Here is a 26696-nt window from a genome sequence, read left to right on the forward strand (position 1 = left end):
CCCTGCCGCCGCCTCAGTCCACCCGGGCCACGAACAGCCGCTGTCCCAGCAGCTCCATCGGGTGCCCGTCCTCCGGCAGCGTGCTGACGGTCGGGCAGCCGGCCGCCGTGAGGGCGGCCTGCCAGTGTCCGGACGGGTGGGCGGAGGGGTGCCGCCGGGTGCGGCCGGTGATCAGCAGGTCGAGCTGTTCGGCGGTGGGGGCGGTGAGCAGCAGCCGGCCGCCGGGGGAGAGCAGCGGGACGAGTGCCGCGGCCTCCTCGTCCGGTTGCCGGGTCGCGGTGGCGACGACGAGGTCGTAGCGCCCGCCGTCGGGGGTGGTGTGGTGGTCGGCGCTCGGGCGGGGGCGGGCGGCGAGGGCCCGGGCGACCGTGGTGTCGACACCGTCGAGGTCGAGTTCGAGGACGCGCAGCGGCGCCGGTCCGTCGTGGGCGTCGGCGGTGGCGCGCACCAGGGTGGCGAGGGCGGTGCCGAGGTAGCCGCGGGCGGTGGACCAGCGGACCGGTGCGGAGGCGGGGTGGGGTGCCGCTTCGCCGGTGATCAGGCGGGGCAGCCGCAGGGCGCCGCGGCGGACGCGGTCGAGGGGGGCGGCGGGGCCGAGTCCGTCGGCCCAGGCCTCGACGACGGGTTGCCAGGATTCGCGGACCTCGGCGGCGACGAGGGCGGGTCCGCCGTGGAAGAGCGGCCCTTGGGCGCCGCCGTCGTGACGGGTGATCAGGCCGTTCCGGGCGAGCGCGTCGAGCCAGCGGGTGACGCGGGGGCGCTGGGCGGGGGCGACCATGGCCGTGGCCTGCACCTCTGCCTCGGAGTACCCGCGTCCGGGGTCGGTGAGGACGCCGCTCTGCTGGAGGGTGAGCAGCAGGGAGAGGAGCACGGCGCGGTCGAGGCGGGCGCCGAAGTCGCGGACCTGTTCGGCGGTGATGCCGATGCTGTGCTTCCAGGCGGCGGCGGTGGCGGCTTCGGTGGCGGCGCGCAGGCGGCGGTCGGCGGCTTCGGCGTTGCTGTCGGGGGCGCGGACGTGGGCGAGGACGGCGCCGAGGGCGTCGACGGCGGCGTACACGTCCTCCTGGCGGGGTTCGGGGCCGATGTGCAGGACGAGCCGGAGCGCGCTGAGGTCGTGGCCGGCGGGGTCGTGGCCGGTGCGGTCCTGGGCGCCGGGCTCCGCGCCGCCACCGCCGGCGGCGGCGGCGTTGGCGTCGGCGCCGGTCGGTCGGCTGAGGCGCCAGAGCAGGGCGGAGGGCAGGCTGAGGTGGGTGGTGCGGTGGGCGGCGACGGCGGCGAGCTGTTCCTCGGGCGGCTGCTCGGGGTCGCCGCAGTGGACGGTGCCGCTGGCCAGCAGGGTGGCGAGGGCGAGGTCGACGGCGAGGTCGGTGACGGGGTGAAGGACGGTGTGCCGGATGGGCGGCGGGCCGAGGACGCCGGCCCAGTACCGCAGTCGCTGCTCGGCGGCGCGGGCGGCGGAGGGGGCGAGTGCCGCGTGTTCGGCGACGCGTTCGGCGAGGGCCCGCGGGAGGCCGCCCGGCGGGGAGACGCCGAGTAGCAGGCCGATGCCGCTGATCGCGCGCCCGTCGGCGACGACGGCGGGCCGGTCGCCGAGTTCGCGCAGCGCGCTGACCAGGGCAGGAGTCGTGGGCACGGTGATCACTCCGGGGTGCGGGGGAGAAACCGCACTACTGAACCATGTGGCCGGGCCGGGGGATGCCGCGTACGAGTCAAGCTTCCGTAATGATTTTCATATCGGCCAGCCAAGGGTCGGGGTGAAGCCGGAGCGAATCCGTCGGAACTTCGCATTCCGGGAGTCCGGGCCTTGGATTCGGAAGTCCGGAGTTCCGCGTTCCGGAACTCCGGCGCGATCCCTTGACAGTCGGTCCGGAGGCTGGATTACTGGGCCCGAGTATGCCTGACCGAACGATCGGTAGGCCGCTCCGGATCGGCCGACCAGCGAAGGAGCGACGATGACCGGCACCGCACCCGTCCCGCGCCGACACCTCGGGGAGCCGATCCCGCCCGGACTCCTGGACGCCGGTGAGCGGATGGGCCCGGAGGAGCTGCGCGCCCACCAGCTCACCCGGTTGCGGGCCACCCTGCGGCACGCCTACGACAACGTCGAGCTCTACCGCCGCAAGTTCGACGCGGCCGGCGTCCACCCCGAGGACTGCCGCAGCCTGGCGGACCTCGCCCGCTTCCCCTTCACCACCAAGGCCGACCTGCGCGAGGGCTACCCCTTCGGCATGTTCGCCGTCCCGATGGACCGGGTCCGCCGGATCCACGCCTCCAGTGGCACCACCGGCCTGCCGACCGTGGTCGGCTACACCGAGAACGACCTCTCCATGTGGGCCGACGTGGTCGCCCGCTCGATCCGCGCGGCCGGCGGCCGGGCCGGCCACAAGGTCCACATCGCCTACGGCTACGGGCTGTTCACCGGCGGCCTCGGCGCGCACTACGGTGCCGAGCGGGCCGGCTGCACCGTCATCCCGGCCTCCGGGGGCATGACGGCCCGACAGGTGCAGCTGATCCGTGACTTCGAGCCCGAGATCATCATGGTCACCCCGTCCTACCTGCTCACCCTGCTCGACGAGTTCGAGAAGCAGGGCATCGACCCCCGCAGCACCTCGCTCAAGGTGGGCATCTTCGGTGCCGAGCCGTGGACGGAGGAGATGCGGCGCGAGATCGAGGAGCGGCTCGACCTGCACGCCGTGGACATCTACGGCCTCTCCGAGGTTCTCGGCCCGGGCATCGCGCAGGAGTGCGTGGAGACCAAGGACGGACTGCACATCTGGGAGGACCACTTCTACCCGGAGGTCGTCGACCCGTTCACCGACGAGGTGCTGCCCGAGGGCGAGGGCGGTGAGCTGGTCTTCACCTCGCTCACCAAGGAGGCGCTGCCGATCGTCCGCTACCGCACCCGCGACCTCAGCCGGCTGCTGCCGGGCACCGCGCGCCCGGCCTTCCGGCGGATGGAGAAGGTCACCGGGCGCAGCGACGACATGATCATCCTGCGCGGGGTGAACGTCTTCCCGACCCAGATCGAGGAGATCCTGCTGCGCACCCCGGGTGTCGCACCGCACTTCCAGCTGCGGCTCACCCGGGAGGGGCGGCTGGACCGGATGACCGTCCGGGTCGAGGCCCGGCCGGATGCGCCGGCCGAGCAGCGGGACGCGGCTCGGGAGGCGATCGTCCGCGCGGTGAAGGACGGGGTCGGTGTCACGGTCGCGGTCGAGGTGGTCGACCCGTACACGCTGGAGCGCTCGGTCGGGAAGATCAAGCGGGTGATGGACCAGCGGGGCTGAACCTCCGGGGGTCGAGACCGGAGTCGAGCCCGGGCCCGGGTCGAGGACGTGGGCCGGGCCGCCCTGAGGAGGTCGGAGGCGCGCGGCTGTCCGGGGGGTGATGCCGCGCGCCTCCGACGTCTACAGAAATGTAGACGTTCGGCCGGGGGTGCGTCCAGCCGCCACTCCTGCTACCCCTTTCGGCCCACCGGAATCGTGGGCGCGGCACATGCTTCCCAGACTCGGAGAGGAGAAGGGGGTGGACCCAACCGGAGAGGCACCTTCATGAGCATCGGGTTTCGCCGCGTCCTCGCGGTCGCCGCAGTGGTTTCCGTCGGCCTGGGCGTGGCGTCCTGCGGCAGCGCCAAGCAGTCCTCCTCTGGCTCTGGCGGCTCGTCGGGCAGTGCGGCCGCCGGGAGCGGCAGCGCCTCCGTGGGGGCCGTCCGGATCGGTCTGCTGCTGCCGGAGACCAAGACCACCCGCTACGAGCAGTTCGACCGCCCGCTGATCGAGCAGAAGATCAAGGAGCTGGCGCCGGACGCGCAGATCGACTACTACAACGCCAACCAGGACGCGACGACCCAGCAGACCCAGGTCGACACCGCCCTCACCAAGGGCGACAAGGTGCTGATCCTCGACCCGGTCGACTCCAAGTCGATCCAGTCCTCGGTGCAGAAGGCCCACGACGCGGGCGTCAAGGTGATCGCCTACGACCGCCTGGCCCAGGGCCCGGTCGACACCTACGTCTCCTTCGACAACCAGAAGGTCGGCCAGTTGCAGGGCCAGGCGCTGGTCGCGGCGGTCGGCAACAAGGCCAACGCGGGCCAGATCATCATGATCAACGGGTCGCCCACCGACCCCAACGCGGCCGACTTCAAGGCCGGCGCGCACAGCGCCATCGACGGCAAGCTGAAGATCGGCAAGGAGTACGACACCCCGCAGTGGGACCCGAACCTGGCGAACCAGGAGGCCGCGGCGGGCATCACCGCGATCGGCCCGGCCAACGTGGTCGGCATCTACTCCGCCAACGACGGCATGGCCGCCGGTATCGCCACCGCGCAGAAGGCGGCCGGGATCAACACCCCGCTCACCGGTCAGGACGCCCAGCTCGACGCCATCCAGCGGATCGTGGCCGGCACCCAGACCATGACGATCTACAAGCCGTTCAAGCCGGAGGCCGACGCGGCCGCCGAGATGGCCGTCGCCCTGGCCGCCGGTCAGACCCCGGCGCCCAGCCTGGTGCCCACGACGGCGACCAACGGCAGCAACAACAAGACGCTGGCCAACCTGATCACCCCGATCGTCGTCAACAAGGACAACATCAAGACCACCGTGGTCCAGGACGGCCTCTACACCGTCGCCCAGATCTGCACGCCGGACTACGCCGCCGCCTGCCAGGCCGCCGGCCTCCAGTAGCCGCCGTCCCCCCTCGAAACCCGAACAGGCCCCGCCTCCACGACGGAGGCGGGGCAAGGGAGTTGGTCACTGTGGCAGGTGAGACCGTACTGGCCCTGCGCGGGGTCTCCAAACGGTTCGGCGCCGTCCAGGCGCTCACCGACATCGAACTGGAGGTGCACGCCGGCGAGGTGGTGGCCCTGGTCGGCGACAACGGCGCCGGCAAGTCCACCCTGGTCAAGGCGATCGCCGGCGTGCACCAGCCCGACGAGGGCGTCATCGAGTGGCAGGGGAAGCCGGTGTCCATCCACCGGCCGCAGGACGCCCAGCAGTTGGGCATCGCGACGGTCTACCAGGACCTCGCGCTCTGCGACAACCTCGACGTGGTCGGGAACCTCTTCCTCGGCCGCGAGATCCGGCGCTTCACCATCCTCGACGAGGTCGCGATGGAGAAGCGCTCCCGGACGCTGCTGGACACCCTCTCCATCCGCATCCCCAGCGTGCGGATCCCGGTCGCCTCGCTCTCCGGCGGTCAGCGCCAGGTGGTGGCGATCGCCCGCGCGCTGATCGGCTCGCCCAAGGTCGTGATGCTGGACGAACCCACCGCCGCCCTCGGCGTCGAGCAGACCGCCCAGGTGCTCGACCTGGTCGAGCGGCTGCGTGAGCAGGACCACGGCGTGATCCTGATCAGCCACAACATGGCGGACGTGATGGCCGTCGCGGACACCGTCGCGGTGCTGCGTCTCGGCCGCAACAACGGCGTCTTCGACAAGCACTACACCAACCAGGAAGAGATCATCTCGGCCATCACCGGCGCCACGGACAACGCCGTGACCCGTCGCAAGGCCCGTGGCCAGGAGGGTTCCGAGTGAGCGAGAACTATCCCGGGGGCACCCCGGGCGGCGAGCCCGAACACCGCCACACCCCGCTGCCCGAGGACAGCATGCCCACCGGCGGCGTCAACGCCCCCGAGCCGGTCGCCCCCGGGGCGACCCCCGTGGTCGACCCGCGGCTGATCGTGCGCCAGCAGGGCGTCAAGGGCTACGTCGGGGAGTTCCGGCGGCGCCTGCGCAGCGGTGAACTCGGCTCGCTGCCGGTCGTGCTGGCGCTGATCGTGATCTGGGCCGTGTTCGGCAGCCTGAACAGCAGCTTCCTGTCCGCCCAGAACCTCTCCAACCTGTCCCAGCAGATCGTCGGCACCGGCATGATCGCGATCGGCGTGGTCTTCGTGCTGCTGCTCGGCGAGATCGACCTCTCGGTCGGCTCCGTCAGCGGTCTGTGCGCCGCGATCTACGCCGTCCTGAGCGTCTCGGACGGCGTCAACCAGTACCTCGCGCTGATCACCGCCCTCGTCGGCGGCGCGGTGGTCGGCTGCATCCAGGGCGTCTTCTTCGCCAAGGTCGGCGTCCCGGCCTTCGTGGTCACCCTCGCCGGTAACCTCGGCTGGAACGGTCTGATGCTGCAGATCCTCGGCAGCACCGGCACCGTCAACCTCCCCGGCACGGACATCGTCTCCCGGCTCTACAGCACCATCTACGGCCAGCAGGCCGCGGCGTACGGGGCGGCGCTCGTCGGCGTCCTGCTGTTCGTCTTCTCCCAGTTGCTCGACACCCGCCGGCGGCAGGCCGCGGGCGTCCCGTCCCGGCCGATGACCGACATCGTGCTGCGGACCGTCCTGCTGGCCATCGTGGCGTTCCTCGCCGCCTACACGCTCAACCAGTACAAGGGGCTGCCGCTCGCGCTGCTGATCTTCCTGATCTTCATCGTGGTGCTGGACTTCGTGCTGCGCCGCACCACCTACGGCCGGCAGGTCTTCGCGCTCGGCGGCAACATCGAGGGCGCCCGGCGTGCGGGCATCAACGTGGCCTGGATCCGGATCACCGTCTTCACCATCTGCTCCACCATGGCGGCGGTCGGCGGCCTCTTCCTGGCCGCGCAGATCCAGTCCGCCAGCCAGACCTCCGGCGGCGGCAACCTGCTGATGAACGCCATCGCGGCGGCCGTCATCGGCGGCACCAGCCTCTTCGGCGGGCGCGGCAAGACCTGGTCGGCGCTGCTCGGTGCGCTGGTGATCGGCTCGATCCAGTCCGGGATGAACATCCAGGGCCTGAGCAACGCCATCCAGTTCATGATCACCGGTGCGGTGCTGCTGGCCGCCGTCGTGGTCGACTCCCTGGCCCGCCGCACCCAGAAGGCGGCCGGTCGCGCCTGAGCCCACCCCGTCTGGCCCTATGCTGCGGGACATGCCGAGTGAGCTGCGCACTCTTCAGCCGGCCGAGGACCTCGCCTTCATCCGGCGTGAGACCGAGCTGAAGCCCGTCCCCTTCGTGTCCGAGATCAGCCTGCACATGGCCGAGGACGCCATCGCCCTCTGGGAGACCACCGAGCGGGCGCGCGGGCGGGCCGGACTTCCGCCGCCGTTCTGGGCCTTCGCCTGGGCGGGCGGGGTGGCCGTCAGCCGCTACGTGCTGGACCACCCCGACCTGGTGGCGGGCCGCACGGTGCTGGACGTCGCCGCCGGATCCGGACTGGTCGGGGTCGCCGCCGCGCTGCGCGGCGCGGCCTCGGTGCGTGCCGCCGAGATCGACGCCTACGCGGTGGCCGCGATCGGCCTCAACGCCGAGGCCAACGGGGTGCGGGTGGAGGGCGCCTTGGTGGACCTGGTGGACGGGGACGGCGCCCCGGCCGAGGTGGTGCTCGCGGGCGACGTCTTCTACGAGCGGGCCATGGCCGCCCGCTTCCTGCCGTTCCTGGAACGGGCGGCGGCCCGCGGCGCGATCGTCATCGTCGGCGACCCGGGCCGTGCCTACCTGCCGCGGGAGCGGTTCATGGCGGTCGCGGCCTACCAGGTGCCGGTGGTCGCCGACCTGGAGGACACAGCCGTCAAGACCACCACGGTGTGGCGGCTCGGCTGACGGGCGTTCGATCCGCCGGGGCGTCCGACCTGTCGGCGCGTTCGACCCGCGCCGCAGCGGTGGGGTTTCGGTGCGGGTGCGGTGCCCGGGCGCGTCCTGACCGCAGCCCTGGCCGGGGGCGCCCTGGCGACGGTCGCCCAGGTCGCCACCGCCCAGCCCGCGGCGGCCGCCTCGATCACCGTTGACCTCAACAAGATGCGCCAGCAGGTCCAGGACCTCCGTCAGAAGGCCAACCGTCTGGACCACGAGGGCGAGCGGGACGTGGCGCGCAAGGCCCGCGCCCAGGCCGACCAGCTGCAGCGCCGGATCGACCAGATCGAGAAGTCCGAGCGGGAGGCCGGCCGTCACTTCTGACGGTCGCCGCGTTCCCGCTGCGCTTTCGCCGCCGCCGCCGCCCGCTCCGCCCGCCTGACGGGCCGGGGCGGGCGGCGCCGCCGTTCGCGGTGCGGGCCGTCCGGGTGCGGGCCGTCCGGGGAGTGGAATTCCCGGTGGCGGCAGCGGGCCCGCTGCTAGACAGGCCCGCATGACCGAACAGATCGCCCTGCGCCCCGCCACCCCCGACGAGAGCCCCGCCCTTCTCGCCCTCTGGGCCCGGGCCGCCAAGGGCGCCAGCATCACGGACGACGAGGCGGGCGTGGCCGCGCTGCTCGCCCGCGACCCCGCGTGCCTGATCGTCGCCACCCCGGCCGACGACCCGCGGACCCTCCTCGGCACCGTGATCGCCGGCTGGGACGGCTGGCGCTGCCACCTCTACCGCCTCGCCGTCGACCCCGAGCACCGCCGCCGCGGCATCGGTGCCGCCCTGCTGGCCGCCGCGGAGGAGCGCTTCGCCGCGCTCGGCGGGCGCCGCGCCGACGCCATGGTGCTGGACGACAACGCGCTCGGCCACCGCACCTGGCAGGCCGCCGGGTACGCGCCCGAGCCGCAGTGGAGCCGGTGGGTCAAGCCGCTGGAGAGCTGACCCGCACCCGGCCGCTGCCGCCTCCCGCCCGTCGGCGCTTCTGCCGCCGGTCCCGGTCCCGGTCCCGGCCCGGGCGGCCGCCGCCGGTCGGACGGCCGCCCGGCGCCGCCGTCAGCCGCGCAGGCCGGCCAGCCAGGCCTCGACCTCGTCCGAGCGGCGGGGGAGGGCAGCGGAAAGGTTCTCGTTGCCGTCCTCGGTGACCAGGATGTCGTCCTCGATCCGCACGCCGATGCCGCGGTACTCCTCCGGGACCGTCAGGTCGTTCTGCTGGAAGTAGATGCCCGGCTCGACGGTGAGCACCATGCCCGGCTTCAGCGGGCCGTCCACGTGGATCTCGGTGAGGGAGTGGGCGCAGTCGTGGACGTCGATGCCCAGCATGTGGCCGGTGCCGGCCAGGGTGAAGCGGCGGTGCAGGCCCAGCTCGTACACCTTGTCGGCGGTCAGGTCGCCGAACAGGCCCCAGGAGGTGAGGTGTTCGGCGAGTTCGCGCTGGGCGGCGCGGTGGAAGTCGCGGAAGTCCGCGCCCGGCCGCACCGCGGCGATGCCGGCCTCCTGCGCCGCGAACACGGCGTCGTAGACCTTGCGTTGCAGGTCGGTGAAGCGGCCGCTGACCGGCAGGGTGCGGGTGATGTCGGCGGTGTAGAGGTGGTTGGTCTCCACGCCCGCGTCGAGCAGCAGGAGGTCGCCCGGCCTGGCGTGGCCGTCGTTGCGCACCCAGTGCATGGTGGTGGCGTGCGGGCCGGCCGCGGCGATCGTGCCGTACCCGACGTCGTTGCCCTCGACCCTGGCGCGGACGAAGAAGGTGCCCTCGATCAGCCGCTCCGCCGTGTCGGTGTCGGTGCCGAGGACGCGCACCACGTCCTCGAATCCCCGGGCGGTCGCCGCGCAGGCGAAGCGCAGCTCGGCGACCTCGAACTCGTCCTTCACCAGGCGCAGTCCGGACAGGAAGACCTCGAACTCCTCGTCCCGCTCGGCGACCGCCCGGCCGTCGAGGGCCGCCTCCACGCCCGCGTCGTGGCGGCGCAGCACCCGCGCCGGGCCGTCGGCCGCGCGCAGGTCGGCGTGCACGCCGCGGACGTCCCGGCAGGGCAGGCCGAGCAGCTGCTCGCTCTCGGCGAGGCTGTTGCGGCGGCCGTCCCACAGCTCGCCGTGGGTGTCCAGCCAGAACTCGCCGTTGTCGACCTCGGAGCGGTCGCGCAGGTAGAGGACGGCGTCGTGGCCGCTCGCCCCGGTCGGCCGCAGCACCAGCACGGCGTCCTGGGACTGGTCGCCCGTCAGGTAGGCGTAGTCGGAGGACGGGCGGAACGGGTAGTCGGTGTCGTTGGCCCGCACCTTGGGGTTGCCGGACGGGACCACCAGCAGCTCGCCGGGGAACGCGGCGGACAGTTCGGCGCGTCGGCGGGCGGTGTGCGCGGCCTGCGGGACCGGCTCCAGGGCGATGCGCTCGGTGTCGGCCCAGCCCCGCTTCATGTTCGCCGCGAGTTCGTCCGTGACGCCGCGGGTGAGGCCGTTCTTCCGGTACTTGATGGTGTCGGCGGGCTCGGTCACTACGGTCTCCTGGTGAGGGTGGTGGATGCGACGCGCTTCGCTACGCTGCCCCGTCCGTCGGCATGCGTCCCGTACGGTATATCGAACAGGTGCCGGGAGAGAAGAGGTCCAGCGTGAACGACGCCGAGGAATCCGTCCGGGGCGCGGACCCCGGGCGCGGTGAGGAGTCCGTTCGCGGTGACGACTCCGTTCGTGGTGACGAGTCCGTTCGTGGTGAGGCGAGCGTCCGCAGCGTCCTGGCGGCCAACCTCAAGCGGGCGCGGGCGCAACGCGGGCTGTCGCTGTCCGAGCTGTCCCGGCGGGCCGGGATCGGCAAGGCCACGCTCTCCCAGCTGGAGTCGGGGGCCGGCAACCCGACCCTGGAGACCGTGCTCGGGCTGTCCCGGGTGCTGGGCGTGCCGATCTCCGACCTGGTGGAGGCGCAGCCCGCCGAGGAGGTCACGGTGGTGCGGGCGGCCGACGCGGAGGTGCTGAGCGGCCGGGGCGTCGACCTGCGCCCGCTGCGCCGGATCGAGTCCGGGGACGTGGTGTTCGAGGTCTACGACCAGCAGGTGCGCACCGACGGCACCCAGATCTCCGCCGGTCACATCGGCACCGAACACACCATCGTCCAGGCCGGCCGGCTGCGGGTCCGGGCGGGCCGCCGGGAACTGGAACTCGGCCCCGGGGACTACGTCGGCTTCGACGCCTCGTTGCCGCACTCCTACACCGCCGTGGGCGGTGAGCCGGTCCGCTCGGTGCTCCTGCTGCAGTACCGCGCGGAGCAGCGGCTGCACCTGGCCGGCCCGGTGGACGCGGTGGACCCGGCCGACGCGGTGAGCCCGGCGGACGGACGCGCCCTGTCGGCGGTGCCCCGCCCGGCGCTGGGGCCGGCGCTCCGCCCCGAGCACTGACGGGCACGGGCGGGCGAGGGAGGTCGAGGGCAGCCGAGGGGCGACGTTCGGTTTGCCGAACGTTCGGGGTGGCGCCCCCCGCCGACACGCGGGGATGGCGCCCCGGCCCCCACTCCCCTCGTGGTGGGGGCCGGAACGGGGCTCCGCCGTGCCGACCCGGGAGAGCATGCCAACTGCCGCGGCCGGGTGGCCATGCATTAGCCTCAGGGCCTAAAGGTCAAGAGAGCGCCAGGTCACGGCGGCTGCGGGGAGCCGGGGGAGGGTTCGTGATCACACTGAGGTTCGGGGTCGCGGACCTCGCGAGGACCCGGTTCGTCGTCTCACCGCTCGACCACCTGATGGCCGGCGCGGCCCGGCTGGGCGTGCACCAGTGCGTCGGGCTGCGCAGCGAACGCTGGTGGCGCGGAGTCCGTCGGAACGTGCCGTACCGGGCCGGACGCTTCCTCGACCTCGTCAACGCCAGTGCGCTCGGCGTCCCCAGCTTCATGGCGGCCGACCTCGACGCCGTCCGCCGGCAGCTGACCGACGAACTCGACGCGGTCCTCGCCGTACCGCAGCACGCCGTCGAGGAGGACCTCGCGGCGTTCGGCGGCGCGGCCGGACTCCCCGACGCCCTCGCCCGGTTGCTCGACGACGGCAGCCGCGGCCTGCGCGAGGTCAGCGACGGCGCCTGGGCCCTGTTCCGCTCCTGCCTCGCCCCGGACTGGCCCGAGATCCGCCGCGCCCTGGAGGCCGACATCGCCGCCCGGTCCCGTACCGCCGCCCGCTCCGGGCTCGGCACGATGCTCGACTCGCTGCACCCGAACGCGGTCTGGCGGGACGAGGGGGTGCTGGAGTGCACCCTCGCCGACCAGGAGGGCACCTTCGACCTGGGCGGCCGGGGCCTGGAACTGCGTCCCAACTACTTCCTCCAGCACGGCATCGGCCTGCTGGTCGGCCAGGACCGCCAGAGCCTGCTGATGCACCCGGTCGGCGCCCCGCCGGCCGAGCCGCAGCCCCGGCCCACGGCCGCCGACGGCCTCGCCGCCGTCCTCGGCCCCGCCCGGGCCCGGGTCCTGCGCGCCATCGCGGGCAGCCCCTGTTCCACCACCGAACTGGCCCACCAGCTCGGCGTCACCCCGCCCTCCGCCTCCGCCCACGCCACCGCGCTGCGCGGGGCCGGCCTGATCGTCACCCAGCGCCAGGGCAAGCAGGTCCGCCACACCCTCACCGAGGTCGGCCACGACCTGCTGCTCGACAACCCGCGGCCCCCGGTCCCGGCCTGACCGTCGACCGGTCTGCGCCCGGACCGGGACCGGACCGGACCGGGACCGGGGCGTCAACCGCGCGGCCGGCGGTCGGTCCCAGGGGTGCGAACGGTGTGGAAACGGGCCGTGAATTGTTCCTCCCCGGGGGTTCCCGTCCCACCGGCCCCGGCGGCCCCACCGGGTCCGGGGGCGGGCTCGCCACAGGGGCGCCGCCCGGGGCCGCACGACCGGCCCGAGGGCACGTCTGCCCTGCGTAGGGGCCGTGGGCGCCGGTTTCTCCACGGTGCCGGACGGCTTCCGCCGGGTGGTGCGGCGGGATGCCGACGGCCCCCGGACGGCCGGGACGAGTTCCGGGCGATGATCGGCGTACCGCTGCCGTCCGCCGCCGGTGCGGGCATCATGGGCCGCGACGGGGACGTCGAACAGTCGCGGAACGGGCGGAACAGCGGAACGGGGAGTCGACCGATGAGAAGGCCGATGGTGGAGTTCGGCTGCGCGCAGTGCTACGGCGAGGACGCGCAGGCGGTGTGGCGGGGCCAGCGGGAGAGGTTCGAGCACGAGGCCGAGGTCGTGGACGGCTCGCACTTCTCCGTCGACGTGCGGCGCTGCCGGGACTGCTCGCAGCGGTTCGTCTGGATCTTCACCGAGTTCGTCGACTGGATGGGCGGTGACGACTCCCGGTCCATGACGGTCATGCCGCTCACCGCCGCCGAGGCCACCGGCCTGGTCGCCGGCACCCTGCGCCCCCATGACCTGGGCGCCCTCGGCCGCGACCGCCGTCGGCTCAGCCACGACTGGCCCACCGGCGGGCCGGCCGGCCTCCGCTGGGACTCCGGCTCGTTCCTGGTCCGCGAAGGCCGCTGAGGCGGCCGGGACGGCCGGGACGGCCGGGGCGGGCAGCGGCGGCGGCCGGCCGCGTTGACCGGCTGTCTACCGGCTCCTGCGAAGGTGCGGACGCTTTGTCCCACCTGAGCAAGGAGCGTCAGAAGTGTTTCGAACGGTAGTTGTCCGCGCGGTCGTCGCCGGTGCGGTGGTCGTGGCGTCAGTGCTGGGTGTGGTCGTCGCGGCCGCGGGAGGGCCCGCGCGGCACGGCTCGCCGACCGCACCGCCGGCCGGGGCCTGCGGCGGCTCGGCGGACGTGCAGTGCCTGGCGAACAAGGTCGCGTGGAACGGGACCGGCCTCATCGTCACTCCGCACCCGTGACCGCACCGTCGGCCGTGGCCAGCGCCGTCAGCAGCGGCGTCGCGTCGGCGGACTCCGGAGCGCTCAGCCGGCCGAGCAGGAAGCGTGCCTGCGCTTCGTGGTCCCGCGCGGTGCGGTGATCGCCGCGAGCGGTCAGGGTGTTGGCCAACACCAGGTGGGCGAGAGCGCGTTCGCGCTGTCGCCCACCTTTCGTCGCCAGGCCCAGTGCCTGCTCCGCCTCCCGGACGGCCTCGTCGACCCGGCCCAGCAGGCGCAGGATGTCGGCGAGGCGGCTGCGGGCGGCCGACTCGCGGTCGAGATCCCCGGCGGCGTTCGCGCAGCCGATGCAGGACCGCATCCGGGCGGCGGCGTCGTCGAGCCGGCCCAGCACCTGGTGGGCGAGGCCGAGGACGTAGTGCACGTAGGCGGTCATCGCGGCGTCGGCGGTCCCGCCGGGTTCGGCGAGGAGACGGAGGCAGGTCTCCACCGCCCCGGCCGCGTGACCGCTGCGGATCCGGGACAGTGCCGCGTTCGCGGTGCTGGCGACCTCACCCGAGCGGTGGCCGAGCCGCCGGGCCAGCGCCGCCGCCTCGTCGAAGGCGGCGATCGCCTCCTCGTGCCGGCCCTCGGCCTGCGCGATCAGCCCCAGGTCGTTGAGGGCCTGCCGGAGCACCGGCGGGTCCCCGGCCTCCCCGCAGGCCCGTGCGGCCAGCCGGGCCTGCGCGTCGGCCTCGTCGAGCCTGGCACGGGAGAGCAGGATCGTGCCCAGGAGGAAACGGGAACGGCCCTCCGTGAAACGGTCGCCGGAGGAGACCGCCGCGGCGATCAGGAGCCGGGCCGCCTCCTCCGCCCGGCCGCCGAAGGCGCCGAGGCCGAGCGGACTGAGGGCGATCAACAGGTCGACGGCGGACCGTAGTTCGGCTGTTGCGGCTGTTGCGGCTGTTGCGGCTGTTGCGGCCGTGGGGCCGTCGGTGGCGACGGCGGCGGCGAGCGCCACGGCTCCCGGCGTCTCGGCCCGCGCCCACCGGCGGGCGCCCGCCGGATCCGCGAAGACCGGGCGGTCGGCGGCGTCGGCCCGGCCGGCGAGGGCGGCCCGATCGGCGGGGTCGGCGTGGTCGGCCCGGTCGGGAGCCGGCGCGCCGAACACGTCGGCCACCGGGTCACCGGGAACGGCGAGCGCGAAGGCCGTCCGGGCGCAGCCGAGCAGCAGGGCCAGCAGCCGCCGGTGCGCGGCCGCCCGTTCCTCCCGGTCGTGCCGCCGCGACGTCCGGCGGGCGAAGGCACGCACCAGGTCGTGGAAGCGGTAGCGTCCCGCACCCAGGGACTCCAGCAGCGCCTGGTCCACCAGTGACTCGGCGAGCTGCTCCGCCCGGTCCTCCGGCAGACCCAGGACCGCGGCTGCCGACGCCAGGCCGATGTCCGGCTCGATCCAGGACAGCATGCGGAAGGCCGTTGCCAGCGGCGGGGAGAGCCGTCGGTGACCCAGCTCGAAGACCTGCTCGACGGCGACGTCCCGGGTACGGAGTGCGCCGATCCCCTCACGGTCGTCGGCCAGACGCCGGACGAGGTCGGCGATCGGCCGGCCAGGGGTCGCGGCGAGCTGCGCCGCCGCGATCCGCACGGCCAGCGGCAGCCGGCCGCAGGCCTCGACCAACAGCCCGGCCTGCTCGCTCTGAGCAGACCTTCGGGAGGCACCGATGACCGCGTCCAGCAGGCCGATCGCCTCGTCCTCGCTGAACACGTCCAGCGCGACGTGCAGGACCGACGGCACGCCGTAGAGCACCGTACGACTGGTGACGATCACCGCGCAGTCCGGGCAACCGGGCAGCAGCGGCTGGACCTGGGCGTCGTCCCGCGCGTTGTCCAGGACGATCAGCAGACGCCTTCCGGCGCTGGCCGACCGGAAGAGCGCGGACCTGCCCGCCAGGTCCTTCGGCACGGCCGACGGCCGGACACCCAGCGCGGTCAGGAAGTCCGCCAGGATGTCGGACGCACTGGCGGGCACCAGGTCGGCGCCCCGCAGATCCGCGTACAACCGGCCGTCCGGGAACTCCGGGCGCAGGGCATGGGCCGCACGCACGGCGAGGGCCGTCTTCCCGACCCCCGCCATACCGGTGACGGACACCAGACGCAGGGCGGGGCCGGTCCGCGCGGTCAGAGCCCGGTCGATGCGGACGACGTGCTCCTGTCGGCCGGTGAAGTGCGGCAACGCAGGGGGGAGTTGGTCCGGGTCAAGGCCGTCACGCAGGGCGGCGAGTTCAGGGCTGGGCTCGATCCCCAGGTGCTCCACGAGCCGGGCGTGCAGCGCGTCGTAGACCGCGCGCGCCTCCGGCGCACGGCCCTGGCGGTGCAACGCGCGGATGAGCAGGCCCTGCAGACGCTCGCGGAACGGATGACCGGCGGCGAGGGACTCCAACTCGGGGAGGTGGTCGGCCGGTCCGCCGAGAACGACGTCCAGGGCGAGGCGCTCCTCCAGGAGCGTCAGACGCAACTCCGACAGCCGCTCCCGCTCGCGCCGCAGGAACGGGCCCGGGAGGTCGAGCAACGGTTCGCCGTGCCACAGCGACAACGCGTCCCTCAAGTGGTCCCGGGCGCGCTCGGGGTGCGCGGCCGAGCACCGTCCGGCCAGATCGTGGAGGCGCCTGACCCGGCCCAGGTCGACGAGGTCCGGATCGATCGCCAGCCGGTAGCCACCTGCCTGGGACAGCAGGACGGTCGGGGTGTCGCGTGCGGGCTCCAACAGCTTCCGCAGCTGGGAGATGTAGGACCGGAGGGTGATGAGGGGCGAGCCGGGCGGCTGGTCGCCCCACAGGTCGTCGACCAGTTCGTCGACCGTGACGACGGAGTCCGGCCGCAGGAGGAGGGCGACCAGGACGGACCGCTGCCGAGGCGCCCCCAACTCGACGGCAGAATCGGCGCGCTGCACCCGCAGCGCGCCGAGCAACGCGAAGCTGAGCTGATTCGGATCACTGGCTAACGGCAAGGCATTCCCCCTGATGGGCAGTCGGGACGGATCAGCTGGTGCCGAACTCGCCGGCCTTGACGCCGACGATGAACGATCGCCAGGCCTCCGGGCCGAAGGCGAGCTGGGGGCCGTCGGGGTCCTTGCTGTCGCGGACCGGCAGGACCCCGGGGATGCCGGGGGCGACCTCGATGCACTGGCCCCCACCGTTGCTGTAAGAGGACTTCAACCAGGAGGTGGGCTTGACCGTCGTGATGGGGAACATGGCGTGGAGCTCCTTGAGACGGGTGCGGATGAGAGACATCGAGTCCGCACATGAGAGGGCTTGGGCCTGGAGCCAATCGTAAGTCCTTGCGAGGGAACCGATCTGCTCTGCGTCGTCGCGCTCAAGGTAGCCCCGTTGGATGGTTTCGAGATAGGCCATCCACTTCTCGTCAGGACTGGTCAGCAGCGTGAACTGCATTGTTGTCGGGACGTGTTCGCCGAGGCTGAACGGCGCGATCTGCAGCATGACGTGTGGAAGGGCAGCCACTCGCTCAAGTCGGCCAAGCTGTTCGGCCATGACGGAGGGGCCGCCAACGGGCCGCAGACAGCTCTCGTCCATGACGATGTGGATGGCGGGTGCCGGTTCGCGGTACAGCACGGACTGCCTCGCCATGCGGACATTCAGGCGTTCGACGGCCTTTTCCTCGGGGATCTCGCCTCTTTGGGCCGCGGCATTGATGAGCGCCGAGGCATAGGCCCGCGTCTGCAGGAGCCCGGGAATGACGTTCAGTTCGTAGATTTTAAAGGCGGTTGCCTTGGTTTCGTGCTCGATGTAGGCGAAGAATCCGCCGATCAGAGTGCTGCTCTTCGTGCTCCAGTACAGGAGTTCAAGCGCTCCACAGGTGTCGAGCACCCTGTCAGCCCGCCGGAGGAGGTTCAGGGGAGCGGGACGGGCTCCGGTCTCGATCAGGGAGATCAGAGAGTCGCTGTAGTTGATCAGCTCGCCGAGTTCGACCTGCGTGAGCCCCCTCGCCTTGCGGAACCGGCGCAGCTGGACGCCGATGACCCCGTTCGGGGAGGAGGTGGGGTCAAGTACCTGCTCGGTCATGGTGATCACTCGATTCCACAACATGTGCTGTCAAAGGAAAGCTCTTCCGATGCTAGCCACGGCTGGCCACTCTTGGTGAGGAGTTGGCAACAGAGAGGAACTGGTCAGTGGATATGACGAACAATCAATCCGGTGAAAGCCTGATCCTGCGGCGAAACTTCCCGCCCTGCCTCTGCGCGCAGTGCGGCGATTCCGTCCCCGAGGCCCGCACGCCCTCCAACTCCGTCGCCCCGGCGGCGCCGCCCGTACGACGGGTGGCGCCGCCGTCCGAGCCCTACCGCCCCTCGTCCGTCGGCGAGCGGGTCTTCGACGTCCGCTCCGGCCGCTGGGCCGCCTTCATGGGCTGGCAGCAGGGCCTCGCCTTCCTCCGCCCCGTCGGCGGCGGCGTCGAGTGGGAGACCGAAGCGCGTTGGATCACCGACTCCGAACTGTGAGATGCCCTATGAGCAGCATGATCGACAAGACCACGGCCGAGGACCGTCGCGCCGCGGCCGACATTCTCGACGACCTCCAGGCCGTCCTGAGCGCCGCCGCCGTCGAACTCCCCTCCCTCGGCATCGACTGGCGCTCGGCCACATCGACCGGCGTCATCCTGATCGACCTCGGGGCCGCCCGGCCGGACGTCATCGAGCGGCTGGTCGTCGTCCTCCGCAGAGGTAAGCGGCCGTAGTCGCCGCCGGCCTCATCACCGTCGGCTCCCTCGCGATCGCCGGTGCCGCGCTCCTCCTGATTCCCGAGGGTGAACCCGCACCGGCGCGCGGCCTGGTGTTCGTCCTCGTCTTCCTCGCCGCCTCGACGGGCGGATTCGCCTTCGCCGTCGGGTGGATGTAGTCCCACCCCCGGACGAGGGGTCGAACGGGGGTCTATGCTCTGGCCCCGAGCAACTGGGGGGATCATGGCGCGGAAAGCGCTCGGAATACCGCTGTACAACAGAACGGCGCTGGTCATCGGGCTCGTCGTGTTCGGCGGCTTCATCCTGCTGAGCCTGGCGGCGATGGGGGCGCAGGCGCGCTACCACTACCGCTACGCCGATGCCGGCCGCGTACAGGCCACGGTGGTGACGGCGGAGTACCGGGGCCCGAAGGGGGAACGGCCGGGCAGGATCGTGCTCGCGTTGGCCGACGGCCGGGAGGTCACGCCCGACCGCGACCTGAGCAGCGTGCCCGCCGGGCTCGAGACGGGCGCGGTGCGGACCGTGCTGATCAACCCGCACCGGCCGTCCACGGTGGCGTTCCCGGCGCAGGTGGGGTGGGGGTCCGTGCTGCTCCCGTGGGTGCTGATGCTGCCGGTCGGCGTCATCGGTGTGGCGGGAATGCTGCTCTACCGGGCGTTCTGGGGCCGCGGGCCGGTCGCCGCGACGGCGCCGCGCAGGTAACGATCCCGACCGGAACGTCGGGGTTCGTCGGCCGGAGTCCTCTCCACGGGCCCCGGCCGCGTGCGAACGGGCGGGCCGGGGCACACTGGGCTCATGAACTCGGGGGCGGGGCTTGGCGAGCGTGGCTGGGACGAGGGCGAGGCCCTGCGGGCCGTACTGGGGCGCACGGCCGAGGAACTCGGGCTCGCCCTGCCCGCGACGGACAGCACGTGGCGTCATCTCGCGGAGTACGTCGGCGCGGACGGCGCGCGGCGCGCGGTGGTGCACCCGCCCGACAGGGGGCGGCGGACCTTCCAGGTGGACCTCAAGGACCACGGCACCCGCCTGGCCTGGGGGCGGACCTCGGACCCGGCCAAGGTGGCCAGGGCGACGGCCGCGTGGACGGGCGGCGCGGGACTCGAAGGGACCCGGGCGCGAGCCTCGTTCATCCGGTTCGGTCCGTGGGCCCTGGTCCACGAGCGGGAGCCGCTCGGTGCCGTCGAGTTGGCCTGGTGCCTCAAGCTCGACCGTGTCCACACGCCGCCGTACAACCGGCACCCGCGCGCCCACGCGCTACTGGCGGCTGCGTACGCCCAGCCGGCGCTCCGTCGGCTGATGCCGGTCAACAGCCACTTCGACCTCTGGTTCTCCACCAGTGTCGAACGGCGCGTGAGTACCGGGTACACCGTTCGCCCGGACGACGAGGGGCTGTACGGGGTGTGGCACCACAGCGAGTTGGTCGCGCGCACCGAGACGCCGGAGGAAGCCGTCGCCCTCGTGGTGGCCGCCCTCCCGGAGGGGCTCGGGCCGGCACGCTGAGGCGGCCCGAGGGCGCGGAGCAGGGGCGATGGCGTCACCTCATGGCCGGGCCTCGTCGGGGGACTGCGGACCGACCGGGAAGTGGATGGGGCTGAGCAGGTAGGGTGCGCGGCCCGGTGCCGGCCGGTTGGCCAGTCGGGGGCCCAACACTGCGCGCAACTGAGCCGTCATCTCGGCGAGTTCGTCCGGGCTGAGCCAGAGCGTGCCCTGGCGGTAGGAGACCGCGTCGGTCACCGGGTCGGCGCCGTCGCGGTCGAGGTAGGCGTTGAACTCCGCGATGAGCACGGCCATGGCGGCGGCGAAGCCCCGGCGGTGGTCGTCCGGCGTCATGGCGGCGGCGGCGTCGGCATCCACGACCGGACGGTCCTGGCGCAGCCGGTAGTGCCGCTCGACGGTGCCGCGCACCCGTTGCTCGCCGGCCACCTCCAGGAAGCCCGCCTCGGCGAGCAGGGCGACGTGCCGGTACATGGTCACCTTCGCCACGTCGGGCATGCGCTCGCACAACTGTGCGGTGGTCAGTTCGCGGCCGCCGGCGAGCGCGTGCACCACGCGCAGGCGCACCGGGTGGAGAAGAACGTCGGTGGTGTCCATGGGCTTCACAATTCCATACTCGATACTATTATCGAAAGTGGAAACGGCGAGCCTTGGAGGGGGCATGCGTCAGGCAGCGGGGCGGGCGGTGCAGGTGAACGGCCGGACCGTCCATGTGGAGGAGTCCGGCAGTGGAACGGACCGGGTGGTCTTCGAGGCGGGAGGGGGAATGGGGCGCACCTGCTGGGACCCGGTGGTCGCCCTGCTGGCGGACCGGACACGACTGGTCGCCTACGACCGCGCGGGCTTCGGGCGCAGCGGCCGAACGGCTGCCCGGCAGAGCATCGACGACCTGGCCGCGGACCTCGTCGCGCTGGTCGAGGCGGTCGTCCCCGGCGGCTTCGTGCTCGTCGCGCACAGCATGGGCGGGCTGGTCGCCCGCCGCGCCGTGGAGGGGCTGGGCCGGCGGTTGCGGGGGCTGCTCCTGCTTGACCCGGCAGCCGAGAGCGCGCCCGTCTACGACACCTTCGACCGGACCGCGGTGAAGGTCGACCGGTCGCTGGCGGTGACGCAGGCACTCTTCCGGTACCGCCTGCCGGCCCGCCTGGCCAGCAGTGACCTCCGGCGTCTCTACCCGGCGGACACCTACGCGGCCATGCTCGCCGAGGACTTCGTCCCGGCGGGCATCGCGCAGACACGGAAGGAGATCGCAGCCGTGGCCGAGGCCATCCCGCGCTTCCGCGCCGAGCCGCCCGCCCCGCCGACGTGCCCCACCGTCCTGCTCTCGGCCGCCCGGCCGCAGAAGGGCCGGGCCCGGCACCACGCCGCCCTGACCGAGCACCGGCGGCGCTGGGCCGAGTCCCTGCCCGACGGCCGGTTCGAGACCGTGGACTCCGGCCACCTCATCCAGGCCGAGCGGCCGGGGATCGTCGCCGACCGGGTCCGGAGCCTCCTCGACCGGACCGGCTGACCGGCCGGACGAACGCCCGGAGAGCCTGAATGCGCCGCGCTCGGCGGGCGCCGGCCGTCCAGCCCGTGAGGGATTCGGACGGGCCGACGGCCTCCGCCGTGGCGAAAGGCCCGATGTGAAGGTGCGGGCTCCGAGGAGGCTCGAAGCCCGCACCGAGTCATCCGGTGCTCAGACGTCGCTGAGGGCGTAGCTGCGGAAGGTGGCGAGGAGGGGCAGCACTTCGGTCTTGTTGGGGTCCTCGGTGACGGCCCTCATCGCGTCGATCACGGTGTGGGCGATGATCTTGGTGACGGCGAAGTCGTCCGGGGCGGCGAGGGTGCCCCAGGCCTTGAGGGTCTGGGTGAGCAGGGCGCTCATCCGCGCACCGATGTTGGAGCTGACGGCGTCGGAGATCTCGGCGAGTTCCTCGTCGCTCATGGTGGAGCGCAGGCCGAAGGCCAGCGCCATCAGTGTGTCCATCGCGTGTTCGCCGTATGCGGCGACCAGCGCCGGCAGCGGCGGTTCGTCGGCGCTGCCCGCCGCCAGGGCGGCCAGCGCCTCGTCGTCGTCCTTCCACGCCGCCTCCAGGGCGGCCAAGGCCCGCAGGGCCTCGTCCATGGTCAGCCCGTCTGTCATGGGAGGAACCGTATTGAGCCCGTACCCGCCGCACCCATGGTTCGGGCGCAGAGATCACACCTTCGAGCGAAGCCGGGCCTATTCGGCCCGGTGGGCCCGCGCGAAGTGCTCCGCGTCCCAGTGGCCGCCCAGCCCGGGTGCCAGTGAGTCCAGGGCGAGGGCGGCGAAGTCCTCGGCCATGCCCGCGCGTTCCGGCAGGGCGCCGAGCAGCGGGGCGCCGGCGGAGCGGGGCAGGTCGGCGAGGTTGCAGCGTTCGGCGAGGCCGGGGGCCGTGGGCCAGGAGCCGACGAGGACGCCCGCGAGCGGGAGTTCGCGCGCTGCCAGGGCCTCCGCCGTGAGCGAGACGATGTTGAGCGTGCCGAGTCCGGCGGAGGCGATCAGCAGCACCTCGGCGGGGAGCCCGGCATCGAGGACGGCCCGGGCCTGGTCGGCGAGGGTGCGGCCCTCGTCGTCGTAGCGGACGAGCAGGCCGCCCGCACCCTCGACGAGCACCAGGTCGTGCGTGGCCGCGAGTTCGGCGACCTCGGCCACCACCTCGGCGGGGGAGAGGTACGGCATCCCGGCCCGCCGGGCGGCGGTGTCGGGGGCCAGCGGCTCCGGGTAGCGCACCAGTTCACGGATCGTCAGTTCGCCTGCCAGGCGCTCCACTTCGGCCGCATCGCCGGGCTCGCCCGGGGCGACACCGGTCTGTCCGGGCTTGAGCACGGCGACCTTGCGGCCGCTGTGCAGCGCGGCCGAGGCGACGGCGGCGGTGGCGACGGTCTTGCCGACGTCCGTGTTCGTGCCCGTCACGAAGAGGATGCGCGCGCCCGTCCCCTCGGTGGTGGTGCCGGTCATCCCGCCACCGCCGCGGCGGTCACGGCGGCAGCGATCCGTGCCACGTCCTCGTCCTCCGTCACATAGGGGGGCATCGTGTAGATCAGGTCCCGGAAGGGGCGCAGCCAGACGCCCTCCCGTGCGGCCGCCTCGGTCGCCGCCCGGACGTCCACCGGGTGGTCGAGCTGCACGACGCCGATGGCGCCCCGGACCCGTACGTCGTGCACGCCGGGGACGTCCGCGGCCGCCGCGAGGCCGCCGCGCAGCCCGTCCTCGATGCGCTTGACCTCCACCGCCCAGTCCTGGCCGAGCAGCAGGTCCAGCGAGGCGTTGGCGGCGGCGCAGGCCAGCGGGTTGCCCATGAAGGTCGGGCCGTGCGCGAGCACCGGCATCTCGCCGCGGCTGATCCCGTCGGCGATCTCACCGGTGCACAGTGCGGCGGCCAGGGTCAGGTAGCCGCCGGTGAGGGCCTTCCCGAGGCACATCACGTCCGGCGCGACGCCCGCGTGGTCGGCGGCGAACAGCGCGCCGCTGCGGCCGAATCCGGTGGCGATCTCGTCGAAGACCAGCAACACCCCGTACCGGTCGCAGAGTTCGCGCAGCATGCGCAGGTACGCGGGGGAGTGGAACTGCATGCCGCCCGCGCCCTGGACCACCGGCTCGACGATGACGGCGGCCAGCTCGTCGGCGTGACGCGCCATCAACTCCTCGAACCGGGCGGCGTACTCGGCGTCGAGCGGGGCGTCGAACCCGGCCGGCGGCTGCGGCGCGAAGAGCTGCCCGGGCAGCACCCCGCCCCACAGGTGGTGCATCCCGCCGTCCGGGTCGCAGACCGACATCGGGTGGAAGGTGTCGCCGTGGTAGCCGCCGCGCCAGGTCAGCAGCCGGCGCTTCTGCGGCCGACCGGTGGACTGCCAGTACTGCAGGCACATCTTCATCGCGACCTCGACGGCGACCGAACCCGAGTCGGCGAGGAAGACGTGCTGCAGCGGCTCCGGGGTGATCTCCACCAGCGTGGCGGCCAGCCGGACGGCGGGCTCGTGGGTGAGCCCGCCGAACATGACGTGGCTCATCCGCCCCAGCTGCTCGCGCACGGCCCCGTCCAGGACCGGGTGCCGGTAGCCGTGGATCGCCGCCCACCAGGACGACATCCCGTCGACCAGCTCGCGTTGCCCGCCCGCGACCTCGTGGGCCAGGCGCAGCCGTACGCCGGAGGCGGACTCGACCACGTACGGGGTGGCGGTGCCGGGCATCGGCCCGTACGGGTGCCAGACGTGGGCGCGGTCGAGGGTGAGCAGCGTGTCCGCGGACAGCTGGGGCATGGTGAGATCTCTCCGAAGTGATCCGAAGGGTCAGGCGTTGGGGGCGAGTTCGGTGCCGGCGCCGCGGCGGCGGACCTTGACGAGGTCGCTGCGGAGTTCGTCGCCGGATCCGCCGGACTCGCCGGACTCGCCGGATCCGGTGGTGTCCTCGGTCGGCTCGGCGGAAGCGGTCTCCGCCGGAGCGTGGGAGTGTCCGCCGCACGGGCCGCAGCCGCCGCCGCTCCCGCAGGCCGAGGCCGCGGTGCCGCAGCCGCCGCCGGCCTGGGCGGCCTCGGCGACGTCGGCGCGGTGCCGCGGCAGGGTGGCCTCGCCGGCGCCCTCGACCTCGAAGCCGGCGTCCTTGATCATGTCGAGGTCGGTCTGGCCGGCCTGGCCCTCGCTGGTCAGGTAGTCGCCGAGGAAGATGGAGTTGGCGATGTGCAGGCCGAGCGGCTGCATGGTGCGCAGGTGCACCTCGCGTCCGCCGGCGATCCGCACCTCGGTGTCCGGGTTGACGAAGCGGACCATCGCGAGGATGCGCAGGCAGCGCTGCGGGGTGAGGTTCCACTCCTTGGCGAGCGGGGTGCCCTCGAACGGGATCAGGAAGTTCACCGGGACGGAGTCCGAGCCGAGCTCGCGCAGCGCGAACACCACGTCGACCAGGTCCTCGTCGCTCTCGCCCATGCCGGCGATCAGGCCGGAGCAGGCGGACAGGCCCGCGCCGTGCGCCTTCTGCACGGTGTCGACCCGGTCCGCGTAGGTGTGGGTCTTGGTGATGGTCCCGTAGGTGCCCTCGGAGGTGTTGAGGTTGTGGTTGTAGGCGTCCGCGCCGGCCGCCTTGAGCCGCTCCGCCTGGTTGTCGGAGAGCAGGCCCAGGCAGACGCAGATCTCGACCTCGGGGTCGGCGTCCTTGATGGCGGCCATGGTGTCGGTGACCCGGTCGATGTCGCGGTCCGTCGGGCCGCGGCCGCTGGCGACCAGACAGACCCGCTTGGCGCCGCCGGCCACGCCGGCGCGCGCGGCGTCGGCGGCCTGGTCCGGCTTGAGCCAGGTGTACTTGAGGATCTCGGCCTTGGACCCCAGCCGCTGCGAGCAGTACGAGCAGTCCTCCGGGCAGAGCCCGCTCTTGAGGTTCACCAGGTAGTTGAGCTTGACCCGGCGGCCGAACCAGCGGCGGCGCACCTTGCCGGCCGCGGCGACCACGTCGAGCAGCTCGTCGTCGGTGGTGGCGAGGACGGCCAGGGCCTCCTCGCGGGTCGGGACGTCGCCGCGCAGGCCCTTGGCGGTGAGGGTATCGAGCAGATCCATGGGGCGATCCTGCCTGCTCGTGATCGAGCGGCGCCAGAGCAAACCCGCCAGAAGATCGGTGTGAGGATGTGCCGATTGCCACAGTGTCGAAGGTCACGGCTCCGCCGCTGGTCACGAGCTTGACGTGAACCCGGGGCGAAGGTTACTGGCGAGTAGTCGACGTGGCCCGCGGCCGGTGATCCACAACCCCCGACCCCGTGACCCAGGCCACCCCCGCGGTGCTTAGAATCTGCGCCATGACCACGCAGGGGGAGCACACCCCGACTCCGGGAGAGGGCCGGGAAGGCCGGACAGGGCAGCGGGTCGGCGGGGGCGCCGACGCGAAGGGCAGCGACGGCAAGGGCAGTGACGCCAAGGGGGCCGACGCCAAGGGCAGCGACGCCAAGGGCGCCGACGCCAAGGGCACCGACGCGAAGGGCGCCAACGCCAAGGGCACCGACGCCAAGGGCGCCGGCACCGGCGAGGGCGCTGCCGCCGGAAGCGGAACCGGAACCGGCCCGGAGGCCGGCAACGGCACCGAGTCCCGCAACGGCGCCGAGTCCGGCAACGGCGCCGAGTCCGGCGACGACGGCAGCACCGGGACCGAGACCGGCCGTGGCCGTGGCCGACGGCTGAGCCGCCGCCGGGCGGCCGGCTGGATCGTCGTGGCCGGCGTGGTCGTGGTCGGCGGATGGATCATCACCCGCCCGATGCCCGGCGACTACATACCGGGCCTCGGACCGTCCACCGGGGACACGGCCGGGACACCGCCGGTGGTGGGCACCCCGCCGCCGCGCGTCGACACCGAGAACCTCAACGTCGACAACTTCTTCCCCGCCCAGCGGCCGGTCGAGGTGGCGGGCTACAAGGCGCGGCGCAACGGCGCCCGGCAGGGCGAGAACTGCGCCGAGACGCTCCAGGACCGCGCCCAGGACCCGCTGAAGGACAGCGGCTGCCAGGCCTACCTGACCGTCAGCTTCGCCGGCCAGGACCGCCCGGTGCTCAGCAGCGTCACCATGCTGCGCTTCCCCGACCAGGCCGCCGCCGCCAGGGCCGCCGAGGCCCTGCGGGCCAAGCCCGGATCGGTCGCCTTCATCCTCGCGGACGCCAGCACGGCCCCCGCCCTCGCCCCCGGCAGCAAGCCCGGCGGCGACCCCCGGGTCGAGGTGGTCGGGCATTACGTGACGGTCACCAGCTCGCGGACCGGCGACGGCCGCACGCCGGTCCCGACACCGACCGCCCCCGCCCCGACGCCGACCGCCCCTGCCCCGACGCCGACCGGCTCGGCACCCAGCGCCGAGCAGAGCCTGGACGAGGCCACCCGCGCCATCTCGTACGCGGCGGGCGCGCCGTTCGCCTGGATGTGACGCACCCCGCGACGGGACGGATCCGGTGACGGGACGGATCCGGTGATGTGACGGACCCGCCGCGCGGAGGCGACGAACTCCCGGAGGGGCCCCGTGGGGCCGGGCCCCCACGGCCCGGTGCCTGCCGAGACCCGGGCGCCCCCCGACCCGTCCCACGACGGACCCCACCCCAC

At 73.2% G+C, this 26696-nt stretch carries 26 protein-coding genes; 17 read left to right on the forward strand and 9 right to left on the reverse strand.

What is annotated here, in order from left to right:
- Window positions 1-13: 13 nt before the first annotated feature.
- A complete protein-coding gene (locus ACFV0O_RS13345; protein ID WP_380340511.1) occupies window positions 14-1633 on the reverse strand; it encodes a hypothetical protein in 1620 nt (539 codons plus the stop codon).
- 319 nt (window positions 1634-1952) lie between these two features.
- On the opposite strand from ACFV0O_RS13345, the gene paaK reads away from it, so the two are divergent.
- From paaK to ACFV0O_RS13380, 7 genes are all read left to right on the forward strand, one after another.
- Complete coding sequence (gene paaK, locus ACFV0O_RS13350) at window positions 1953-3287, forward strand: phenylacetate--CoA ligase PaaK (protein ID WP_380340514.1); 1335 nt, start codon at window positions 1953-1955, stop codon at window positions 3285-3287.
- A gap of 264 nt (window positions 3288-3551) precedes the next feature.
- A complete protein-coding gene (locus ACFV0O_RS13355) occupies window positions 3552-4682 on the forward strand; it encodes a sugar ABC transporter substrate-binding protein (protein ID WP_380340517.1) in 1131 nt (376 codons plus the stop codon).
- Window positions 4683-4753: 71 nt separating this feature from the next.
- On the forward strand, window positions 4754-5533 hold the full coding sequence (locus ACFV0O_RS13360; protein ID WP_380340520.1) for an ATP-binding cassette domain-containing protein: 780 nt from the start codon (window positions 4754-4756) through the stop codon (window positions 5531-5533).
- 71 nt (window positions 5534-5604) lie between these two features.
- The gene (locus ACFV0O_RS13365; RefSeq protein ID WP_380340602.1) at window positions 5605-6873 is read left to right on the forward strand and encodes a sugar ABC transporter permease; all 1269 of its coding nucleotides are present in this window, start codon (window positions 5605-5607) and stop codon (window positions 6871-6873) included.
- Between the two features lie 31 nt (window positions 6874-6904).
- Complete coding sequence (locus tag ACFV0O_RS13370; protein ID WP_380340523.1) at window positions 6905-7576, forward strand: class I SAM-dependent methyltransferase; 672 nt, start codon at window positions 6905-6907, stop codon at window positions 7574-7576.
- 81 nt (window positions 7577-7657) lie between these two features.
- Window positions 7658-7930: a hypothetical protein gene (locus tag ACFV0O_RS13375; RefSeq protein WP_380340526.1), complete on the forward strand. Its 273-nt coding sequence runs from the start codon at window positions 7658-7660 to the stop codon at window positions 7928-7930.
- Between the two features lie 169 nt (window positions 7931-8099).
- On the forward strand, window positions 8100-8537 hold the full coding sequence (locus tag ACFV0O_RS13380; protein ID WP_380340529.1) for a GNAT family N-acetyltransferase: 438 nt from the start codon (window positions 8100-8102) through the stop codon (window positions 8535-8537).
- Between the two features lie 111 nt (window positions 8538-8648).
- On the opposite strand, the gene ACFV0O_RS13385 is transcribed toward ACFV0O_RS13380, so the two are convergent.
- The gene (locus tag ACFV0O_RS13385; RefSeq protein WP_380340605.1) at window positions 8649-10112 is read right to left on the reverse strand and encodes an aminopeptidase P family protein; all 1464 of its coding nucleotides are present in this window, start codon (window positions 10110-10112) and stop codon (window positions 8649-8651) included.
- A gap of 86 nt (window positions 10113-10198) precedes the next feature.
- On the opposite strand from ACFV0O_RS13385, the gene ACFV0O_RS13390 reads away from it, so the two are divergent.
- The 4 genes from ACFV0O_RS13390 to ACFV0O_RS13405 all read left to right on the forward strand — a co-directional run bounded on the left by ACFV0O_RS13390 (window position 10199) and on the right by ACFV0O_RS13405 (window position 13429).
- Window positions 10199-10978, forward strand: a complete 780-nt coding sequence (locus ACFV0O_RS13390; protein ID WP_380340533.1) for a helix-turn-helix domain-containing protein — start codon at window positions 10199-10201, stop codon at window positions 10976-10978.
- Between the two features lie 266 nt (window positions 10979-11244).
- The gene (locus ACFV0O_RS13395; RefSeq protein WP_380340536.1) at window positions 11245-12243 is read left to right on the forward strand and encodes an ArsR/SmtB family transcription factor; all 999 of its coding nucleotides are present in this window, start codon (window positions 11245-11247) and stop codon (window positions 12241-12243) included.
- A 447-nt stretch (window positions 12244-12690) separates the two neighbouring features.
- Window positions 12691-13089, forward strand: a complete 399-nt coding sequence (locus ACFV0O_RS13400) for a hypothetical protein (protein WP_380340539.1) — start codon at window positions 12691-12693, stop codon at window positions 13087-13089.
- A gap of 124 nt (window positions 13090-13213) precedes the next feature.
- Window positions 13214-13429: a hypothetical protein gene (locus ACFV0O_RS13405; protein ID WP_380340542.1), complete on the forward strand. Its 216-nt coding sequence runs from the start codon at window positions 13214-13216 to the stop codon at window positions 13427-13429.
- Here the strand turns inward: ACFV0O_RS13405 and ACFV0O_RS13410 are convergent.
- Together ACFV0O_RS13410 and ACFV0O_RS13415 are read right to left on the reverse strand one after the other, a co-directional pair.
- The gene (locus ACFV0O_RS13410) at window positions 13413-16391 is read right to left on the reverse strand and encodes a BTAD domain-containing putative transcriptional regulator (RefSeq protein ID WP_380340544.1); all 2979 of its coding nucleotides are present in this window, start codon (window positions 16389-16391) and stop codon (window positions 13413-13415) included. The genes ACFV0O_RS13405 and ACFV0O_RS13410 overlap by 17 nt on opposite strands.
- A gap of 31 nt (window positions 16392-16422) precedes the next feature.
- Entirely contained in the window at window positions 16423-17463 is a 1041-nt protein-coding gene (locus tag ACFV0O_RS13415; protein ID WP_380340546.1) for a Scr1 family TA system antitoxin-like transcriptional regulator, read from the reverse strand.
- 113 nt (window positions 17464-17576) lie between these two features.
- Here ACFV0O_RS13415 and ACFV0O_RS13420 point away from each other — a divergent pair, with 113 nt between their 5' ends.
- The 4 genes from ACFV0O_RS13420 to ACFV0O_RS13435 all read left to right on the forward strand — a co-directional run bounded on the left by ACFV0O_RS13420 (window position 17577) and on the right by ACFV0O_RS13435 (window position 19636).
- Window positions 17577-17897 (forward strand): hypothetical protein, encoded by a 321-nt coding sequence (locus ACFV0O_RS13420; RefSeq protein ID WP_380340549.1) that lies wholly within the window; start codon window positions 17577-17579, stop codon window positions 17895-17897.
- Between the two features lie 8 nt (window positions 17898-17905).
- Window positions 17906-18133 (forward strand): hypothetical protein, encoded by a 228-nt coding sequence (locus ACFV0O_RS13425; protein WP_380340552.1) that lies wholly within the window; start codon window positions 17906-17908, stop codon window positions 18131-18133.
- 225 nt (window positions 18134-18358) lie between these two features.
- The gene (locus tag ACFV0O_RS13430; RefSeq protein ID WP_380340554.1) at window positions 18359-18838 is read left to right on the forward strand and encodes a hypothetical protein; all 480 of its coding nucleotides are present in this window, start codon (window positions 18359-18361) and stop codon (window positions 18836-18838) included.
- 93 nt (window positions 18839-18931) lie between these two features.
- Window positions 18932-19636, forward strand: a complete 705-nt coding sequence (locus ACFV0O_RS13435) for a DUF6193 family natural product biosynthesis protein (RefSeq protein WP_380340557.1) — start codon at window positions 18932-18934, stop codon at window positions 19634-19636.
- 39 nt (window positions 19637-19675) lie between these two features.
- Here the strand turns inward: ACFV0O_RS13435 and ACFV0O_RS13440 are convergent, their stop codons facing one another.
- The gene (locus tag ACFV0O_RS13440; protein WP_380340560.1) at window positions 19676-20227 is read right to left on the reverse strand and encodes a helix-turn-helix domain-containing protein; all 552 of its coding nucleotides are present in this window, start codon (window positions 20225-20227) and stop codon (window positions 19676-19678) included.
- 64 nt (window positions 20228-20291) lie between these two features.
- Between ACFV0O_RS13440 and ACFV0O_RS13445 the strand changes: the two genes are divergently transcribed.
- Complete coding sequence (locus ACFV0O_RS13445; RefSeq protein ID WP_380340563.1) at window positions 20292-21137, forward strand: alpha/beta fold hydrolase; 846 nt, start codon at window positions 20292-20294, stop codon at window positions 21135-21137.
- A 168-nt stretch (window positions 21138-21305) separates the two neighbouring features.
- On the opposite strand, the gene ACFV0O_RS13450 is transcribed toward ACFV0O_RS13445, so the two are convergent.
- From ACFV0O_RS13450 to bioB, 4 genes are all read right to left on the reverse strand, one after another.
- Entirely contained in the window at window positions 21306-21752 is a 447-nt protein-coding gene (locus ACFV0O_RS13450; protein ID WP_380340566.1) for a hypothetical protein, read from the reverse strand.
- Between the two features lie 78 nt (window positions 21753-21830).
- Window positions 21831-22589 carry a dethiobiotin synthase gene (gene bioD, locus ACFV0O_RS13455; RefSeq protein WP_380340569.1) on the reverse strand — a complete coding sequence of 253 codons (759 nt, stop codon included), beginning with the start codon at window positions 22587-22589 and terminating at the stop codon, window positions 21831-21833.
- Window positions 22586-23890 carry an adenosylmethionine--8-amino-7-oxononanoate transaminase gene (locus tag ACFV0O_RS13460; protein WP_380340571.1) on the reverse strand — a complete coding sequence of 435 codons (1305 nt, stop codon included), beginning with the start codon at window positions 23888-23890 and terminating at the stop codon, window positions 22586-22588. The genes bioD and ACFV0O_RS13460 overlap by 4 nt, the downstream gene beginning before the upstream one ends.
- 30 nt (window positions 23891-23920) lie before the next feature.
- Window positions 23921-25177 carry a biotin synthase BioB gene (gene bioB, locus ACFV0O_RS13465; RefSeq protein WP_380340574.1) on the reverse strand — a complete coding sequence of 419 codons (1257 nt, stop codon included), beginning with the start codon at window positions 25175-25177 and terminating at the stop codon, window positions 23921-23923.
- A gap of 236 nt (window positions 25178-25413) precedes the next feature.
- On the opposite strand from bioB, the gene ACFV0O_RS13470 reads away from it, so the two are divergent.
- Window positions 25414-26523 (forward strand): hypothetical protein, encoded by a 1110-nt coding sequence (locus ACFV0O_RS13470; RefSeq protein WP_380340576.1) that lies wholly within the window; start codon window positions 25414-25416, stop codon window positions 26521-26523.
- Window positions 26524-26696: the final 173 nt, after the last annotated feature.

Origin of the sequence: Kitasatospora sp. NPDC059577, assembly GCF_042735475.1 — a bacterium.
Taxonomy (GTDB): domain Bacteria; phylum Actinomycetota; class Actinomycetes; order Streptomycetales; family Streptomycetaceae; genus Kitasatospora.

Bases quoted from the DNA above. Each gene is read 5' to 3' on its own strand.
- ACFV0O_RS13450 (WP_380340566.1), bottom strand. From the start codon at position 21,752: ATGACAGACGGGCTGACCATGGACGAGGCCCTGCGGGCCTTGGCCGCC.
- ACFV0O_RS13445 (WP_380340563.1), top strand. From the start codon at position 20,292: ATGCGTCAGGCAGCGGGGCGGGCGGTGCAGGTGAACGGCCGGACCGTC.
- ACFV0O_RS13380 (WP_380340529.1), top strand. From the start codon at position 8,100: ATGACCGAACAGATCGCCCTGCGCCCCGCCACCCCCGACGAGAGCCCC.
- ACFV0O_RS13370 (WP_380340523.1), top strand. From the start codon at position 6,905: ATGCCGAGTGAGCTGCGCACTCTTCAGCCGGCCGAGGACCTCGCCTTC.
- ACFV0O_RS13355 (WP_380340517.1), top strand. From the start codon at position 3,552: ATGAGCATCGGGTTTCGCCGCGTCCTCGCGGTCGCCGCAGTGGTTTCC.
- ACFV0O_RS13425 (WP_380340552.1), top strand. From the start codon at position 17,906: ATGAGCAGCATGATCGACAAGACCACGGCCGAGGACCGTCGCGCCGCG.
- ACFV0O_RS13435 (WP_380340557.1), top strand. From the start codon at position 18,932: ATGAACTCGGGGGCGGGGCTTGGCGAGCGTGGCTGGGACGAGGGCGAG.
- ACFV0O_RS13460 (WP_380340571.1), bottom strand. From the start codon at position 23,890: ATGCCCCAGCTGTCCGCGGACACGCTGCTCACCCTCGACCGCGCCCAC.
- ACFV0O_RS13415 (WP_380340546.1), bottom strand. From the start codon at position 17,463: ATGACCGAGCAGGTACTTGACCCCACCTCCTCCCCGAACGGGGTCATC.
- paaK (WP_380340514.1), top strand. From the start codon at position 1,953: ATGACCGGCACCGCACCCGTCCCGCGCCGACACCTCGGGGAGCCGATC.
- ACFV0O_RS13420 (WP_380340549.1), top strand. From the start codon at position 17,577: ATGACGAACAATCAATCCGGTGAAAGCCTGATCCTGCGGCGAAACTTC.
- ACFV0O_RS13400 (WP_380340539.1), top strand. From the start codon at position 12,691: ATGAGAAGGCCGATGGTGGAGTTCGGCTGCGCGCAGTGCTACGGCGAG.
- ACFV0O_RS13440 (WP_380340560.1), bottom strand. From the start codon at position 20,227: ATGGACACCACCGACGTTCTTCTCCACCCGGTGCGCCTGCGCGTGGTG.
- bioD (WP_380340569.1), bottom strand. From the start codon at position 22,589: ATGACCGGCACCACCACCGAGGGGACGGGCGCGCGCATCCTCTTCGTG.
- ACFV0O_RS13470 (WP_380340576.1), top strand. From the start codon at position 25,414: ATGACCACGCAGGGGGAGCACACCCCGACTCCGGGAGAGGGCCGGGAA.
- ACFV0O_RS13430 (WP_380340554.1), top strand. From the start codon at position 18,359: ATGGCGCGGAAAGCGCTCGGAATACCGCTGTACAACAGAACGGCGCTG.
- ACFV0O_RS13365 (WP_380340602.1), top strand. From the start codon at position 5,605: ATGCCCACCGGCGGCGTCAACGCCCCCGAGCCGGTCGCCCCCGGGGCG.
- bioB (WP_380340574.1), bottom strand. From the start codon at position 25,177: ATGGATCTGCTCGATACCCTCACCGCCAAGGGCCTGCGCGGCGACGTC.